Source organism: Streptomyces chilikensis (genome assembly GCF_001642695.1).
In the GTDB taxonomy this organism is placed as follows: Bacteria; Actinomycetota; Actinomycetes; order Streptomycetales; family Streptomycetaceae; genus Streptomyces; species Streptomyces chilikensis.
The window spans coordinates 2,072,089-2,085,702 of sequence record NZ_LWCC02000005.1 but is presented as its reverse complement, the minus strand read 5'-3'; the positions used below and the strand labels follow the sequence as shown (position 1 = coordinate 2,085,702).

Below are 13,614 nucleotides of genomic sequence, written 5' to 3'. Positions count from 1 at the left end.
GTTCCGCCTGCAGGCGGCCGTGCCGCCGGGGCGGCGGGCGCGCCGGGCCCGGCCGCGCGCGGGGCGGTGGGGGTAGCGGGCCGTTCCGCACGGGAGGGGTCAGGTCAGGCGGCGGCGGCCGGAGGCGGTCGCGGCGTGGAGGAGGCCGCGGGCGGTGCAGGCCCAGCCCGCGCCCACGAGGGCCGCCGCGACACCGAGCCCGAGCGGCCCCACCAGGGGGAGCGAGATGCCGATCGCGCCGCCCACCACCCACGCCATCTGCAGCGTCGTCTCGGACCGCGCGAACGCCGAGGTCCGGACCTGCTCCGGGACGTCCCGCTGGATCATCGCGTCCAGGGACAGCTTGGAGAGCGCCTGGGCGAACCCCGCGACGCCGGCCAGCACCGCCACCATCGCCGCACCGAAGAACGCCGCCGCCAGCGCCGCCGCGACCACCACCGCCGCGACCACCGTCACGATGATCCGCTCCGGCGGCCGCGACCGCACCCACGCCCCGACCGCCGTGCCCAGCGCGTTGCCGGTGCCGGCGGAGACGGCGACGATGCCCATGGAGACCGCCGCGCTCTGCCCGCTCATCGGGTGCTCGCGCAGCAGGAACGCCAGGAAGAAGAGCAGGAACCCCGACAGGACCCGCTGCGAGGCGTTGACCGCCAGTCCGTGCGTGACGCTCGTGCCGACCGTGCGCAGCGCCAGCCGGGGCCGGTCGCCCCAGGTGCGCCGGTGCGGGCCGTGCAGGTGGTCGGGGTCGGCCGCCAGCAGGGCGGACTCCTCCCCCTTGGCGGAGTCGACCTTCTTCGGCAGCGACAACGACAGCAGCGTCCCCGCGACGAACACCGCGCACGCCGCGTACAGCGGCCACCGCGGCCCGAGCTGGTGCAGCCCCGCCCCCACCGGAGCGGCCACCCCGGTGGCCACCAGCCCGCCGAGGGTGACCCGGGAGTTCGCCTTGACCAGCGAGAACCGCCGGGGCAGCAGCCGCGGCACCACCGCGCTGCGCACCACCCCGTACGCCTTGGAGCACATCAGCACGCCCAGCGCCGCCGGGTAGAGCTGGATCCCGCCGCCGACCACCGCCCCCGTGAGGACCAGCGCCAGCACCGCCCGCGCGCCCATCGCGCTCGCCATGGCGGCCCGCCGGCCGTACGGGACGCGGTCGACCAGCGGGCCGATCACGGGGGCCAGCAGGGCGAACGGCGCCATGGTGATCGCCAGGTACATCGCCACCCGCCCGCGCGCCTCGTCGGTGGGGACGGAGAAGAAGACGGTGGAGGCCAGCGCCACGGTGATCAGGACGTCGCCCGCCCCGTTCACCGCGTGCAGCTCGATCAGCTTGCCGAGCCCCGACTCGCCCGCCCCGTGGGCGTGGGTGGCCCGGCGGATCAGCCGGCCGACGGTGCGCACCGGGGACTTCAGCGCGCGCCCGACCGCGCGGAGCGGTCCGCCCTCGCGGTCCGCTCCGCCGGTAACCCGTCCTCTGTTCCCGCGGGACGTCCGTACGGCTGCCACTCCGTCATAGTGCCCCGCTCCCGCCGGTTATGCGCTGTTCCGTACGGGCGGTTCGGATTGCCGGAGGAGCTCCTCCGCCCCCCGGCGCGGCCGTCCCGTGCCGATCGGTGCCACCGGAACCGCCCGCCGGTGTGGGCCGACGGCCACGGAGCAGGTAGCGTTCGGTTGCGCGCCGTGGTGGTTGTACTCGGCCGCGCGCCTGAACTTCATCCCGCAGAATGGATGACATAGGTGCGCCCGGGTGCGATCGGGCGCGGACGTCGACGCGGCCCTTCGGTCCGCTCCGTCCGCCCCGCCGCCGCATGCGCGCACCCGTGAGACGGCGTAGGAGAGAAGCGATACCTGTGAGCGCAGCGACAACGCGAAGCCGCACCCCCGACCGCCTGTGCGCCGAGGCCGTCGACCTCGCCCGCGCCGCAGCCGAGGAGGTGGCCGCGCCCGGAGTCGTCGGTGAGCACGTCGGCATGGTGTCCGAGGGCGACCGCGTCGTCACGCACTTCTTCGAGTGCCAGGACCTCGGTTACCGCGGCTGGCGCTGGGCCGTGACGGTGGCCCGCGCCTCCCGCGCGAAGATCGTCACCCTGGACGAGACGGTGCTGCTGCCCGGTCCGGACGCGCTGCTCGCCCCCGAATGGGTGCCGTGGAGCGAGCGGCTGCGCCCCGGCGACCTGGGCCCCGGCGACCTGCTGCCGACCGACGCGGACGACCTGCGGCTGGAGCCGGGCTGGAGCGGGGAGGACGAGCCGGCGCCCAACTCCGTGGTGTCCGAGGAGATGGCCGCGCTGGTCGAGGCGGAGGACGCGGAGGTCGCGGGCGCGAAGCCGGCCGAGCTGCCGGCCGGTCCGGCGCGCGGCACGATCGCGGCCGTCGCGGAGGAGCTGGGGCTGCGGCGGGCCCGGGTGCTGTCGCGGTACGGGCTGCACAGCGCGGCGGACCGGTGGGAGGACTCCTTCGGGCCCAAGGCGCCGATGGCCCAGGCGGCGCCCGCGACGTGCGTGAGCTGCGGGTTCCTCGCCCGGATCGGCGGGTCGCTCGGACAGGCGTTCGGGGTGTGCGCCAACGAGTTCTCGCCCGCGGACGGACGGGTGGTCTCGCTCGGGTACGGGTGCGGGGCGCACTCGGAGGCCGCCGTCATGCCGAAGCCGCCGCGTCCCGCGCCGCCGGTGCTGGACGAGACGCGGGTCGAGTCGATGGTCCTCCACCCCGTCGCGGTGCCCGACGAGGGCTCCGTCCCCGCGACGGCGGACTCCTCCACCGAGGACCTGGGACACTCCTGACGACCGGGGCGCGGACCGGGCGAAAGCACCTGATGGGGCCCGGTGCGCGCGCCGTGGGGAACGGCACGCCGACCCCGCGTGACCTCGTCGTTGCAAAGGCCAGATAGCCTTCGGCCATGACCTCGTTGCACTCCGCCGGGCGACGCCGCCGAGTCGTCGCCGCCGTCGGCGCCGTTTCCGCCGGGCTGCTCGTCCTCTCCGCCTGCGAGAAGCCGTCCCCCGTGGCCACCGTGACCGTCGGTTCGGACTCGGTCAGCTCGGAGGCCTCCTGCTACGCACACGGCGAGGAGATCAAGCCGGACGAGCTGACCTCCTGCCTGTCGGGCAAGGACGTCCCGACGCTCAAGGTGGACCAGGACGAGACCGTCCGGTTCGGCGTCGACCCGGAGATCGCCGAGAGCCGCTGGGTGATCCTGATGAACGGCAAGCCGCTCGTCTCGGACAGCGAGCGCACCTACCGGACGATCCCGGGCAGCATCTTCTTCAGCCCGCAGTACGGCGCCCAGGGCAAGAGCACCACCGTCGCCGTCCAGGCGCTGGACCCGGACGACAAGGCCAGGACCACCGGCCTGTGGACCTTCAAGCTGGAGGAGGGCGTCAGCTGACCGCCCACCCCACCCGCGTCCTCGTGGCCACCGCCGTCCCCGCCGAAGGGGACGCGGTGGCCCGGGCGTTCGGCCCCGCGGCCGGCGAGTCGCGGCTGCCCGGCGGCCTCGTCGTGCGGCACCTGCGGACCGGCGGCCCGGACCGCTCCGGGGAGTCCGGCGGCCCGGACGGCTCCGAGGGCTCCGAGGGCCCGGACGGGCCCCTCGCCCTCGACCTCCTCGCCGCCGGGGTCGGCCCCGCGCTCGCCGCCGCGTCCACCGCGACCGCCCTCACCGCCGCCGCCCTGCGCGGCGAGCCGTACGGCCTGGTCGTCTCGGCCGGCATCGGCGGCGGCTTCGCGCCCGCCGCGCCCGTCGGCTCCCTGGTGGTGGCCGACGAGATCACCGCCGCGGACCTCGGCGCGGAGACCGCCGACGGCTTCCTGCCGGTGACCGAGCTCGGCTTCGGCGCCGTCACCCACCGCCCGCCGCCCGCCCTGGTGCGCGCCGCCGCCGCGGCCGCCGGCGCCGCCGCCGGACCGGTGCTCACCGCCTCCACCGTCACCGGCACCGCCGCCCGCGCCGGCCTGCTGCGCGAGCGGCACCCCGGCGCGCTCGCCGAGGCGATGGAGGGCTTCGGCGTGGCCGAGGCCGCCGCCGCCCACGGCGTGCCCGTGCTGGAGATCCGCGCCGTCTCCAACCCGGTCGGCCCCCGCGACCGCGCCGCCTGGCGGATCCCCGAGGCGCTGGCGGCCCTCACCACCGCCTTCGAGCGGCTCGCGCCCGTCCTGGGGCGCTTCGGCCCTGAGAGAGTGGAGCCATGAGCGACAACCGGACCGAGCCCGAGACCCTGCGCATCGCCTACTCGCCCTGCCCCAACGACACCTTCGTCTTCGACGCCTGGGCACACGGCCGGATCCCCGGCGCGCCCGCCCTCGATGTCACCTTCGCCGACATCGACATCACCAACGGCATGGCGGAGCGCGGCGAGCTCGACGTGCTGAAGGTGTCGTACGCGGTGCTGCCGTACGTGCTGGACGAGTACGCGCTGCTGCCCTGCGGCGGGGCCCTCGGCCGGGGCTGCGGTCCGCTGGTGCTCACCCGGGACGCCGGAGCCCCCGCCGGCCTCGCCGGACGCACCGTCGCCGTGCCCGGCGAGCGGTCCACCGCCTACCTGCTGTTCCGGCTGTGGGCGGCGGCCGAGGTGCCCGGCGGCGTCGGCGAGATCGTGGTGATGCCGTTCCACGAGATCATGCCCGCGGTCCGCGACGGGAAGGTCGACGCCGGGCTGGTGATCCACGAGGCGCGGTTCACGTACCGGAACTACGGCCTGCACAAGCTGGCCGACATGGGCGAGCACTGGGAGGCCGTCACCGGGCTGCCCATCCCGCTGGGCGCCATCATCGCCCGGCGCTCCCTGGGCGCGGACACGCTGAACCGGCTGGCCGACGCCGCCCGGGCCTCGGTGCGCGCCGCCTGGGCGGACCCGGAGGCGACGCGGCCGTACGTGATGGCGCACGCGCAGGAGATGGACCCGGCCGTCGCCGACCAGCACATCGCGCTGTACGTCAACGAGTTCACCGCGAACCTCGGCGAGGAGGGTCACGCGGCGGTCCGGGGCCTGCTGGACCGCGCCGCTGACCAGGGGCTCGTCCCGGCCCTGAAGCCGGACGCGCTCGCCTTCCCCTGACCGGGGCCGCCGGGCCCGGCGGCCCCGGCCCGGTCCGCCCCGCCGCGGACGGGTCCTAGACGTCCAGCTCGTCGGCGACCGCCCGCAGCAGGGTGGCGACCTTCTTGCCCGCCGCCTTGTCGGGGTAGCGGCCCCGGTCCAGGGAGCCCAGCACCACGGTCTCCAGGAGCGTGGTCAGGTCCTGCACGATGGAGGCCAGCTCGGCCGGCTTGCGCCGCTGCGCCGCCGCCACCGAGAGGGCCGGCTCCAGCAGGGTCACCGCGAGGGCCTGCTCGCCCCGCTGGCCCGCCACCACGCCGAACTCGACCCGCTGGCCGGGCTTGAGGCCCTCGACGCCGACGGGCAGGACCGAGGAGTGGACGAAGACGTCACCGCCGTCGTCGCGGGAGAGGAAGCCGAAGCCCTTCTCCTTGTTGAACCATTTGACCTTGCCGGTGGGCACGTCCGTCGTCCTCGTCCTCGTACCGGCACGGGTGCCGGTGGTGTGTCTTCGCGGTGGTCGCGGCCGACCGCATCGGCCGGTTCACAGGCTAATGGGCGCGGGCCCGGGAACAAGGCGTCCCCCGGCCGTTTCCCCTGGCTGGGAACTACCCTGGTCGGGTGCGCGAACAAACACCAACGAATTCCGGGGACCGCCTGGTCCGCATCGGCGGCATCGTCTTCGTCCTCGGAGCGGTGGCCACCCTGGTCACCGTGGCGCCGCTCTTCCTGGGCACCACGCCGTTCCCCGTCTACATGTTCTGCCTGAGCATGCTGATGGGCGTGGGCTTCCTGATCGCCGCCGCGGGCGTGCTGAAGTCCGCCGCCGCGGGACGCCGCGCGGCGCGCGAGGCCCGCGCGGCGACGGCGGCCCGGCGGCCCTCCGCCCAGGAGCCCTCCGCTCAGGCCGCCTCGGGCGCCGGCTCCGGCAGGTAGCCCGCCAGCCAGGACGGGAACTCCGCCAGGTCCGCCAGCACCACGTCGGCGCCCGCCTCGCGGAGCTCCCCGGGCGGGCAGGGGCCGGTCGCCACGGCGACGGAGAGCGCCCCGGCGCGCCGCGCCCCGAGCACGTCGCCCACGTGGTCGCCCACGTAGACCGTCGCGCCCTGCTCGCGCAGCGCCCGGGCCTTGGCCTCCGCCCACAGGCCGCCGATCACCGCGTCGGCGTCGATGCCGAGGTGCGCCAGGTGCAGCTTCGCGTTCGGCTCGTACTTCGCGGTCACCACCACGGCCCGGCCGCCCGCCGCCCGCACCGCGTCCACCGCCTCCCGGGCGCCGGACATGGCGGGCGTCGGGGCGATCGCGTACTCGGGGTACATCGCCCGGTACAGGTCCGCGGCCTCCGCCACCCGCTCCTCGGGGAACCAGAACGCCAGTTCCGTCTCCAGCGGAGGACCCAGACGGGTGACCGCCAGGTCCGCGTCGACGAAGGTCCCGGTGCGCTCGGAGAGCGCCACGTAGCAGGCGTGGATGCCCGGCCGGGAGTCGATCAGTGTCATGTCGAGGTCGAAGCCGACCGTGAGTGTCGTCCGGTTCGTGTTCACCCCGCCATGGTGCAGGTCCGTGGTGACCGCGAGGTGAACGGGGTCGTCCCGCCGGCGCCACGGCGGATCGTGGACCGCCCCGTCGTGGCGCTAGCCTCCTTCACGTGAACGTGACGAGCACCGACCCCGGAGCACCGGACCCCTTCGGCACGGCGCGTCTGCGCCGCGCCGTCCTGGACACCTGGGCCGCCGCCCCTCCCCGCTTCCGCGAGGACGCCAACGCCGAGGAGGACCTGGTCCTCGGCGGGTACCGCGACCGCCTGGTCGTCGAGCTCGCCCAGAACGCCGCCGACGCGGCCGCCCGCGCGGGCGTGCCCGGCCGTCTCCGCCTCACCCTGCGCGACGGCGTCCTCGTCGCCGCCAACACCGGGGCCCCGCTGGACGCGGCCGGCGTGGAGTCGCTCTCCACCCTCCGGGCCTCCGCCAAACGCGACACCGGCACCGCCGTCGGCCGTTTCGGCGTCGGCTTCGCCGCCGTGCTGGCCGTCACCGACGAGCCCGCCGTGGTCTCCCGCCACGGCGGCGTCCGCTGGTCCCTCGCCGAGTCCCGCGACCTCGCCGCCGCCGAGGCCGGGGAGAGGGGCGGCACGGGCCTCACCGAGGAGATCCGCCGCCGCGACGGCCACGTGCCGGTGCTGCGCCTGCCCTTCCCCGCCGAGGGCACCGCACCCGACCCGTACGACACCGCCGTGATCCTCCCGCTCCGCGACCCCGCCGCCGAGGCCCTCGCCGCCCGGCTGCTGGCCGCCGTGGACGACGCCCTGCTGCTCGCCCTGCCCGGGCTGGGCGAGGTCGTCGTGGAGAGCGGCGACGCGCCCGAACGGGTGCTGCGCCGCCGCGTCGACGGCGACCACGTGGTCGTCGAGGACTCGCTCTCCGGCACCACCCGCTGGCGCACCGCCACCGGCCACGGCGCGCTGGACGCGGAGCTGCTCGCCGGCCGTCCCGTCGAGGAACGGCTGCGCCCGCACTGGTCGGTGACCTGGGCCGTCCCCGTAGACGAGGCCGGAGCGCCCGCCCGTCCCGCCACCGCTCCCGTGCTGCACGCGCCCACCCCCAGCGACGAGCCGGTCGGCGTCCCCGCCCTGCTGATCGCCACGTTCCCGCTGGACACCACCCGCCGGCACGTCGCGCCCGGACCGCTCACCGACTTCCTGGTGGAGCGCGCCGCCGGCCTCTACACCGACCTGCTCGCCTCCTGGCGCCCGGTCGGCGAGGGCCTGATCTCCCTGGTCCCCGGCCCGCTCGGCAAGGGCGAACTGGACGGCGCCCTGCGCGCGGCCGTCCTGGAGCGGCTGCCCCGCACGGCCTTCCTGCCGCCCGCCCTCCCGCCCGCGGGCGACGGCTCCGACGGCGACCTGCCCGAGGCGCTGCGCCCCCGTGACGCGGAGATCGTCGAGGGCGCGGGGGCCGGGACCGTCAGGGTCCTCGCCGAGGTGCTGCCCACCCTGCTGCCCGCGGGACTGGAGCGCCGCACCGAACTGCGCTCGCTGGGCGTCGCCCGCCTCCCGCTGACCGAGGCGATCGACCGGCTGGCCGGGCTGGAGAAGTCCCCCGAGTGGTGGTGGCGGCTCTACGACAGCCTGCTGGGCGTCGACCCCGACCGGCTCACCGGCCTGCCGGTGCCGCTCGCCGACCGCCGCACCGTCATCGGCCCGCGCCAGGTGCTGCTGCCCACCCCCGACGGCCCGCGGATCGATCCGGGACTCCTCGGCCGCCTCGGCCTCAAGGTCGCCCACCCGGACGCCGCACACCCCCTGCTGGAGAAGCTGGGGGCGCTCCCGGCGACCGCCCGCGCCGTCCTGACCACCGGCCAGGTCCGGGCCGCCGTCGCCGCCTCGCTGGACGACGAGGGCGCCGGCTGGGACGAGGACGCCCTGGACGCCGACGAACTCGCCGAGCTGGTCCTCACGCTGGTGCGCGACGCCCGCCTGGACCCCGGCGACGAGCCCTGGCTGGGCGCGCTGGCCCTGCCCGACGAGGACGGGGAACTGGCTCCCGCCGGTGAACTCCTCTTCCCCGGGAGCGACTTCGCGCGCGTCGTCCGGGAGGGCGAACTGCCCGCCGTGGACGGCGAGCTGGCCGGACGCTGGGGCGAGGAGACGCTCGCCGCCTGCGGCGTGCTGGCCGGCTTCGCGCTGGTCCGCGCGGGCGATGTCGTCCTCGACCCGGACGAACTGGAGCCGCGCGAGGGGGACTTCGCCGAACCCGACGACGCCGGGCTGCTGGACGCGGTCGACGTCTGGTGCGAGGACGTCCTCGACCGCTTCCCCGACACCCCCGTGCCGCCGGTCGCCACCGAACTGGTCGCCGTCCGCGACCTGGAACTGGTCGACGACGACCACTGGCCCGAGGCGCTGGCGATGCTCTCCCGCCCGCCGCTGCGGGACGCCCTGGTCCAGCCGGTGCGGGTGCTGATGCCGGACGGCACCCACGAGACCGTCCGCCCGTACACCGCCTGGTGGCTGCGCGGCCACCCGGTGCTCGACGGACGCCGGCCGGCCGGCCTGCTCGCCACCGGCGGCGACCCGCTGCTGCGCGGTCTCTACGACGAGGCGGACGCCACCGGCTTCGCCGACGCCGAGGTGCTCCGCGCCCTCGGCGTGCGCACCACGGTGGCCGCGCTGCTCGACGAGCCGGGCGGCCCCGCCGAGCTCCTCGACCGCCTCGCCGACCCCGGCCGCGAGGTCACCCCCGCCCAGCTGCACGGCCTCTACAGCGCGCTCGCCGAGCTCGACCCGGAGCGGGTGGGGCTGCTGCCGGACGAGGTGCGCGCGGTGGTGGACGGCCGGGCGGAGATCGTCGACGCCGCCTACGCGGTGGTCGTGGACTCGCCCGACCTGCTGCCCCTGATCGCCGGGACCCCGCTGCTGCCGGTCCGCCCCGACCGCGCCGCCGGCCTCGCGGAGCTCTTCCAGGTCCGCCGCCTCAGCGAGACGGTGCCCGGCCTGGTGGTCTCCGAGGGCGTGGAGCACGAGGTGCCGGACGCGGTACGGGCGCTGCTCGGGCCGTCCGTGCCGGCGTCCTACGTCGAGCACGAGGAACTGGTGGTCGACGGGACCGAGCTGGACTGGCGGCTCGCCGACGACGGCACGGTCCACGCCGCCACCCTGGAGGGCGTCGCGGCGGGCCTGGCCTGGGCGGCCCGCCAGTGGCCGCGCCGTTTCGAGGTGGCCGCCCTGCTGGAGGACCCGACCCGCACCGAGGAGCTGGCGACGGCCCGCTGGTTCGACTGAGGCCCGGCCGGCCGCCCCGGCCGGACGAAGCGGTGGCGCCGGGGGCGCGTGGACCGTCAGGCTGGGTCCATGCGCCTCTTCGCCGCCGTGCTGCCCCCGAAGGACGTGATCCAGGACCTCGCGGACGCGGTCGCCCCGCTGCGGGACCTCCCCGCCGGGCGCGGCCTGCGCTGGACCGAGCCCGCCAACTGGCACCTCACCCTCGCCTTCTACGGCGAGGTCGGCGAGGACCTGCTGCCCGCCCTGCGCGAGCGGCTGGCCCGCGCCGCCGCCCACACCGGGCCGTTCGCGCTCGCCCTGGGCGGCGCCGGCCAGTTCGGCCGGGGCCGCGCGCTCTGGGCCGGCGTCCGGGGCGACGTGCGGGACCTGCGCTTCCTGGCCTCGCGCACCGAGGCCGCCGCCCGCAGGGCCGGCGTCCCCACGGACGGCCACCGCCGCTACCGGGCCCACCTCTCGCTGGCCCGCTCCGGACGCGGCGGCGCCGCCCCGGACGTCCGGCCGCTGCTGGACGCCCTGGACGGCTACCGGAGCCGTTCCTGGACCGTCGACGAGCTGGCCCTGGTCCACAGCCGGCTGCCGCGCTCGGGGATCCCCGGCGAGCAGCCCCGCTACGAGACGGTCGCCCGCTGGGAGCTGAGCGCCTCCGGTTAACCTCGAAGGCGTGGATTCCAAGACCCGTAACCGGATCATGGCCGGTGTGCTCGTCCTGATGTTCGTCGTCGTCGCCCTCGCCTCGGCCGTCGGCCGGTAGCCCGGCCGACGGCGCGCGGCGGTCGCCGCGTCAGGCGGTCACCGGGCGATCACCAGGCGAACGCCTCCGGCGTCGGGCCGGGACCGGGGAAGATCTCCTCCAGACCGGCCAGCACCTCCTCGCCCAGTTCCAGCTCGACGGCCCGCAGCGCCGACTCCAGCTGCTCGGCGGTGCGCGGACCGACGATCGGCCCGGTGATGCCGGGCCGGGCCAGCAGCCAGGCCAGCGCGGCCTCGCCCGGCTCCAGGCCGTGCTTGTCCAGCAGGTCCTCGTAGGCCTGCACCTTCTCCCGCAGGGCCGTGTCGGCCAGCGCCTCCGCGGACCGGCCGCTCGCCCGCCGCTTCCCCTCGCTCTCCTTCTTGAGCACGCCGCCCAGCAGGCCGCCGTGCAGCGGCGACCAGGGGATCACGCCCAGCCCGTAGTCGCGGGCGGCCGGGAGGACCTCCATCTCGGCGCGCCGCTCGACCAGGTTGTACAGGCACTGCTCGCTGACCAGCCCCATCGCGCCGCCGCCGCGGCGCGAGGCGACCTCGTTGGCCTGGGCGATCTTGAAGCCGGGGAAGTTGGAGGATCCGACGTAGAGGATCTTGCCCTGCTGCACCAGGACGTCGATCGCCTGCCAGATCTCCTCGAACGGCGTCCGGCGGTCGATGTGGTGGAACTGGTACAGGTCGATGTAGTCGGTGTTCAGCCGCTTGAGGCTGGCGTCCACGGCCCGCCGGATGTTCAGCGCGGAGAGCCGGTCGTGGTTGGGCCAGACCTTCTCGTCGGCGCTCATGTTGCCGTACACCTTGGTGGCCAGCACCACCTTGTCGCGGCGGCCGCCGCCCTTGGCGAACCAGCTGCCGATGATCGACTCGGTCCGGCCCTTGTTCTCGCCCCACCCGTAGACGTTGGCCGTGTCGAAGAAGTTGATCCCGGCGTCCAGCGCCGCGTCCATGATCGCGTGGCTGTCGGCCTCGTCGGTCTGCGGACCGAAGTTCATGGTCCCGAGGACCAGCCGGCTGACCTTGAGACCCGTGCGTCCCAGCTGTGTGTACTTCATGGTTCCCTAGCCAACGCCCTGACGGCGCGTCGGGCAAGAGGGACTCGTCGGTCGTCCGGTACTCGCCCCCTCGCGTGCCGGTCGCCGGGGACTCAGCGGGAGGGCGACGGGCCGTACCGCTCCCCGTACCCCCACTCCTCGTGCATCACGTCGGCGAACGCGGCCGCCAGCTTGTGCTCGCCCGCGGCGTTGGGGTGGGTGCCGTCGTAGGTGTCGTGGTCGATGTCCCAGCCGGGCGGGACGGGCGCGAGCAGCACGGGGGAGCGGTCGGTGTGCAGTGCGGCGGCCTCCGTGGCGAGGAGCTCGTTGAAGCGGGTCACCTCGGCGGCGAAGGCCTCGTCCTCGGCGGCGCGCACGTTGGGGATGACGGGCAGCATCACCATCCGCATCCCGGGCCGCGCCTCGCGCGCGTCGATCACGAAGCGGCGCACGTTGTCCGCGGTCTGCCGCGCGTTGGTGTAGAAGCCCAGGTCGATCAGGCCCAGCGAGACCAGCAGCACGTCGGCGCGGTGGGTGCGGACGGCGTCGCCGATCAGCGGCACCATGTGGTGCCAGCCCTCGCCCCAGCCGGCCAGGTGGGCGCGGGGGAACGCCGGGTCGACGTCGGGGGCGTACTCGTACGAGTCGGGACCGTCGGTCGCCGGGTCGTGCAGCGCCTCACGAGGTCCGACGATCTTGAACGGGGCGTCCAGCGTGGCCCGCAGGTGCTGCCAGACGCGGTAGCGCCAGGTGTGTTCCCCCGCGCTGCCGATCGTCATGGAGTCCCCGACGGGCATGAACCTGAGCATTGGATCATGATGCCCCGTTCCGGGCCCGTGACGCGACGTGAGGGGGGACACTGTGCCCATGCTGCGTCGATCGCTCGCGTCTCTCGCCGGGGCCGTGGTCCTGGCCGCCGGTGGTGCCGTCCCCGCTGCGGCGGAGGAGGGGGACGGGAGCTTCACGCTCCGGGACCCGCGGATCACCGAGTCCAGCGGCCTGGCCGCGTCCGGGCGGCACCCGGGGGTCTACTGGACGCACAACGACAGCGAGGACGGCTCGCGGGTGTTCGCCGTGGACGGGCGGACCGGGCGGACGGTCGCCACGGTCACCCTCGCCGGGGTCGGGCGGGCGCGGGACGTCGAGGCGGTGTCGGTGGGGCCGGACGGCCGCGTGTACGTGGGGGACATCGGCGACAACTTCGACGGCGGCTGGGACCACGTCTGGATCTACGCGTTCGAGGAGCCGGAGGAGCTGCGGGACGCCACCGTGCGGGCCACCCAGTACGTGGTGCGCTACGAGGGCGGGGCGCGGGACGCCGAGTCGCTGGCCGTGCACCCGAGGACCGGGCGGGTCTACATCGTCGACAAGCGGCGGGGCGGGGACGGACGCCTGTTCGCGGGGCCGGAGCGGCTTTCGGCGCAGGGGACCAACCTGTTCCGGCCGGTGGCCGACGTGAACGTGTGGGCGACGGACGCGGCGTTCTCGCCGGACGGGTCGCAGCTGGCGGTGCGGGGGTACCTGGAGGGCGTCCTGCTGGACTGGAACGGGGGGCGGCCGAAGGAACGGGAGCGGCTGTCGCCGCCGTTCCAGGGCCAGGGGGAGTCGCTCACGTACAGCGCGGACGGGCGGCTGCTGCTGTTCGGCAGCGAGGGGGAGGGGAGCCGGGTGGTCGCGCGGCCGGCGCCGGAAGGGGCCTCGGCGGCTCCCCCGGATGCTTCCGGCGGGTCCCCGCCGTCCTCGGGGCCGTCCCCCGCGGGGGGTTCGCCCGCCGGGGGGAACGAGGGGAGCGTGACGCTGGGCGGGGTGGCCGTGGTCGCGGCGCTCGTGGGTGTGTGGGCCGCGGCGCGCCGCCGCCGCGCGGCCTGACCGCCCCACGCCGCCCCTCCCGGGCGGGCACGGCCCGCGCGGAGCGGGTCGCCGCGGGCGGACGGGTCGCCGCAGGCGGACGCGGAGGCGGGGCGCGTGCCGCGGTGCGGGTCCGGTGGACCGGCTGACCGCTCCGCGTCCCGGGGCGCCGGTG

13 protein-coding genes are annotated in these 13,614 nt (G+C 75.9%); 8 read left to right on the top strand and 5 right to left on the bottom strand.

Annotated elements, in window-relative coordinates:
- Positions 1 to 99: 99 nt before the first annotated feature.
- Entirely contained in the window at positions 100 to 1,506 is a 1,407-nt protein-coding gene (locus A2U95_RS09335; RefSeq protein WP_166021703.1) for an MFS transporter, read from the bottom strand.
- Between the two features lie 344 nt (positions 1,507 to 1,850).
- On the opposite strand from A2U95_RS09335, the gene A2U95_RS09330 reads away from it, so the two are divergent.
- The 4 genes from A2U95_RS09330 to A2U95_RS09315 all read left to right on the top strand — a co-directional run bounded on the left by A2U95_RS09330 (position 1,851) and on the right by A2U95_RS09315 (position 5,057).
- Positions 1,851 to 2,783, top strand: coding sequence for a DUF3027 domain-containing protein (locus A2U95_RS09330; RefSeq protein ID WP_166021702.1), 933 nt, complete (start codon positions 1,851 to 1,853; stop codon positions 2,781 to 2,783).
- 116 nt (positions 2,784 to 2,899) lie between these two features.
- A complete protein-coding gene (locus tag A2U95_RS09325; RefSeq protein ID WP_166021701.1) occupies positions 2,900 to 3,388 on the top strand; it encodes a DUF2771 domain-containing protein in 489 nt (162 codons plus the stop codon).
- Positions 3,389 to 3,411: 23 nt separating this feature from the next.
- Positions 3,412 to 4,191, top strand: coding sequence for a futalosine hydrolase (locus A2U95_RS09320; RefSeq protein WP_206282962.1), 780 nt, complete (start codon positions 3,412 to 3,414; stop codon positions 4,189 to 4,191).
- Positions 4,188 to 5,057 carry a 1,4-dihydroxy-6-naphtoate synthase gene (locus A2U95_RS09315; protein WP_166021700.1) on the top strand — a complete coding sequence of 290 codons (870 nt, stop codon included), beginning with the start codon at positions 4,188 to 4,190 and terminating at the stop codon, positions 5,055 to 5,057. The genes A2U95_RS09320 and A2U95_RS09315 overlap by 4 nt, the downstream gene beginning before the upstream one ends.
- A gap of 55 nt (positions 5,058 to 5,112) precedes the next feature.
- On the opposite strand, the gene A2U95_RS33365 is transcribed toward A2U95_RS09315, so the two are convergent.
- Positions 5,113 to 5,499 (bottom strand): cold-shock protein, encoded by a 387-nt coding sequence (locus A2U95_RS33365; RefSeq protein WP_166021699.1) that lies wholly within the window; start codon positions 5,497 to 5,499, stop codon positions 5,113 to 5,115.
- A gap of 158 nt (positions 5,500 to 5,657) precedes the next feature.
- On the opposite strand from A2U95_RS33365, the gene A2U95_RS09305 reads away from it, so the two are divergent.
- Entirely contained in the window at positions 5,658 to 5,972 is a 315-nt protein-coding gene (locus A2U95_RS09305) for a hypothetical protein (RefSeq protein WP_166021698.1), read from the top strand.
- On the opposite strand, the gene A2U95_RS09300 is transcribed toward A2U95_RS09305, so the two are convergent.
- Entirely contained in the window at positions 5,939 to 6,580 is a 642-nt protein-coding gene (locus tag A2U95_RS09300) for an HAD family hydrolase (RefSeq protein WP_420856982.1), read from the bottom strand. The genes A2U95_RS09305 and A2U95_RS09300 overlap by 34 nt on opposite strands.
- A 104-nt stretch (positions 6,581 to 6,684) precedes the next feature.
- Here A2U95_RS09300 and A2U95_RS09295 point away from each other — a divergent pair, with 104 nt between their 5' ends.
- On the top strand, positions 6,685 to 9,816 hold the full coding sequence (locus tag A2U95_RS09295; RefSeq protein WP_166021697.1) for a sacsin N-terminal ATP-binding-like domain-containing protein: 3,132 nt from the start codon (positions 6,685 to 6,687) through the stop codon (positions 9,814 to 9,816).
- A 69-nt stretch (positions 9,817 to 9,885) separates the two neighbouring features.
- Positions 9,886 to 10,467 (top strand): RNA 2',3'-cyclic phosphodiesterase, encoded by a 582-nt coding sequence (thpR, locus tag A2U95_RS09290; protein WP_166021696.1) that lies wholly within the window; start codon positions 9,886 to 9,888, stop codon positions 10,465 to 10,467.
- A 149-nt stretch (positions 10,468 to 10,616) separates the two neighbouring features.
- Here the strand turns inward: thpR and A2U95_RS09285 are convergent, their stop codons facing one another.
- Both A2U95_RS09285 and A2U95_RS09280 read right to left on the bottom strand, forming a co-directional pair.
- Positions 10,617 to 11,612, bottom strand: coding sequence for an aldo/keto reductase (locus tag A2U95_RS09285; protein ID WP_166021695.1), 996 nt, complete (start codon positions 11,610 to 11,612; stop codon positions 10,617 to 10,619).
- A gap of 92 nt (positions 11,613 to 11,704) precedes the next feature.
- Positions 11,705 to 12,400, bottom strand: coding sequence for a GDSL-type esterase/lipase family protein (locus tag A2U95_RS09280; RefSeq protein WP_166021694.1), 696 nt, complete (start codon positions 12,398 to 12,400; stop codon positions 11,705 to 11,707).
- A gap of 61 nt (positions 12,401 to 12,461) precedes the next feature.
- On the opposite strand from A2U95_RS09280, the gene A2U95_RS09275 reads away from it, so the two are divergent.
- The gene (locus tag A2U95_RS09275) at positions 12,462 to 13,460 is read left to right on the top strand and encodes a WD40 repeat domain-containing protein (protein WP_166024990.1); all 999 of its coding nucleotides are present in this window, start codon (positions 12,462 to 12,464) and stop codon (positions 13,458 to 13,460) included.
- The last annotated feature ends 154 nt before the right edge of the window (positions 13,461 to 13,614 follow it).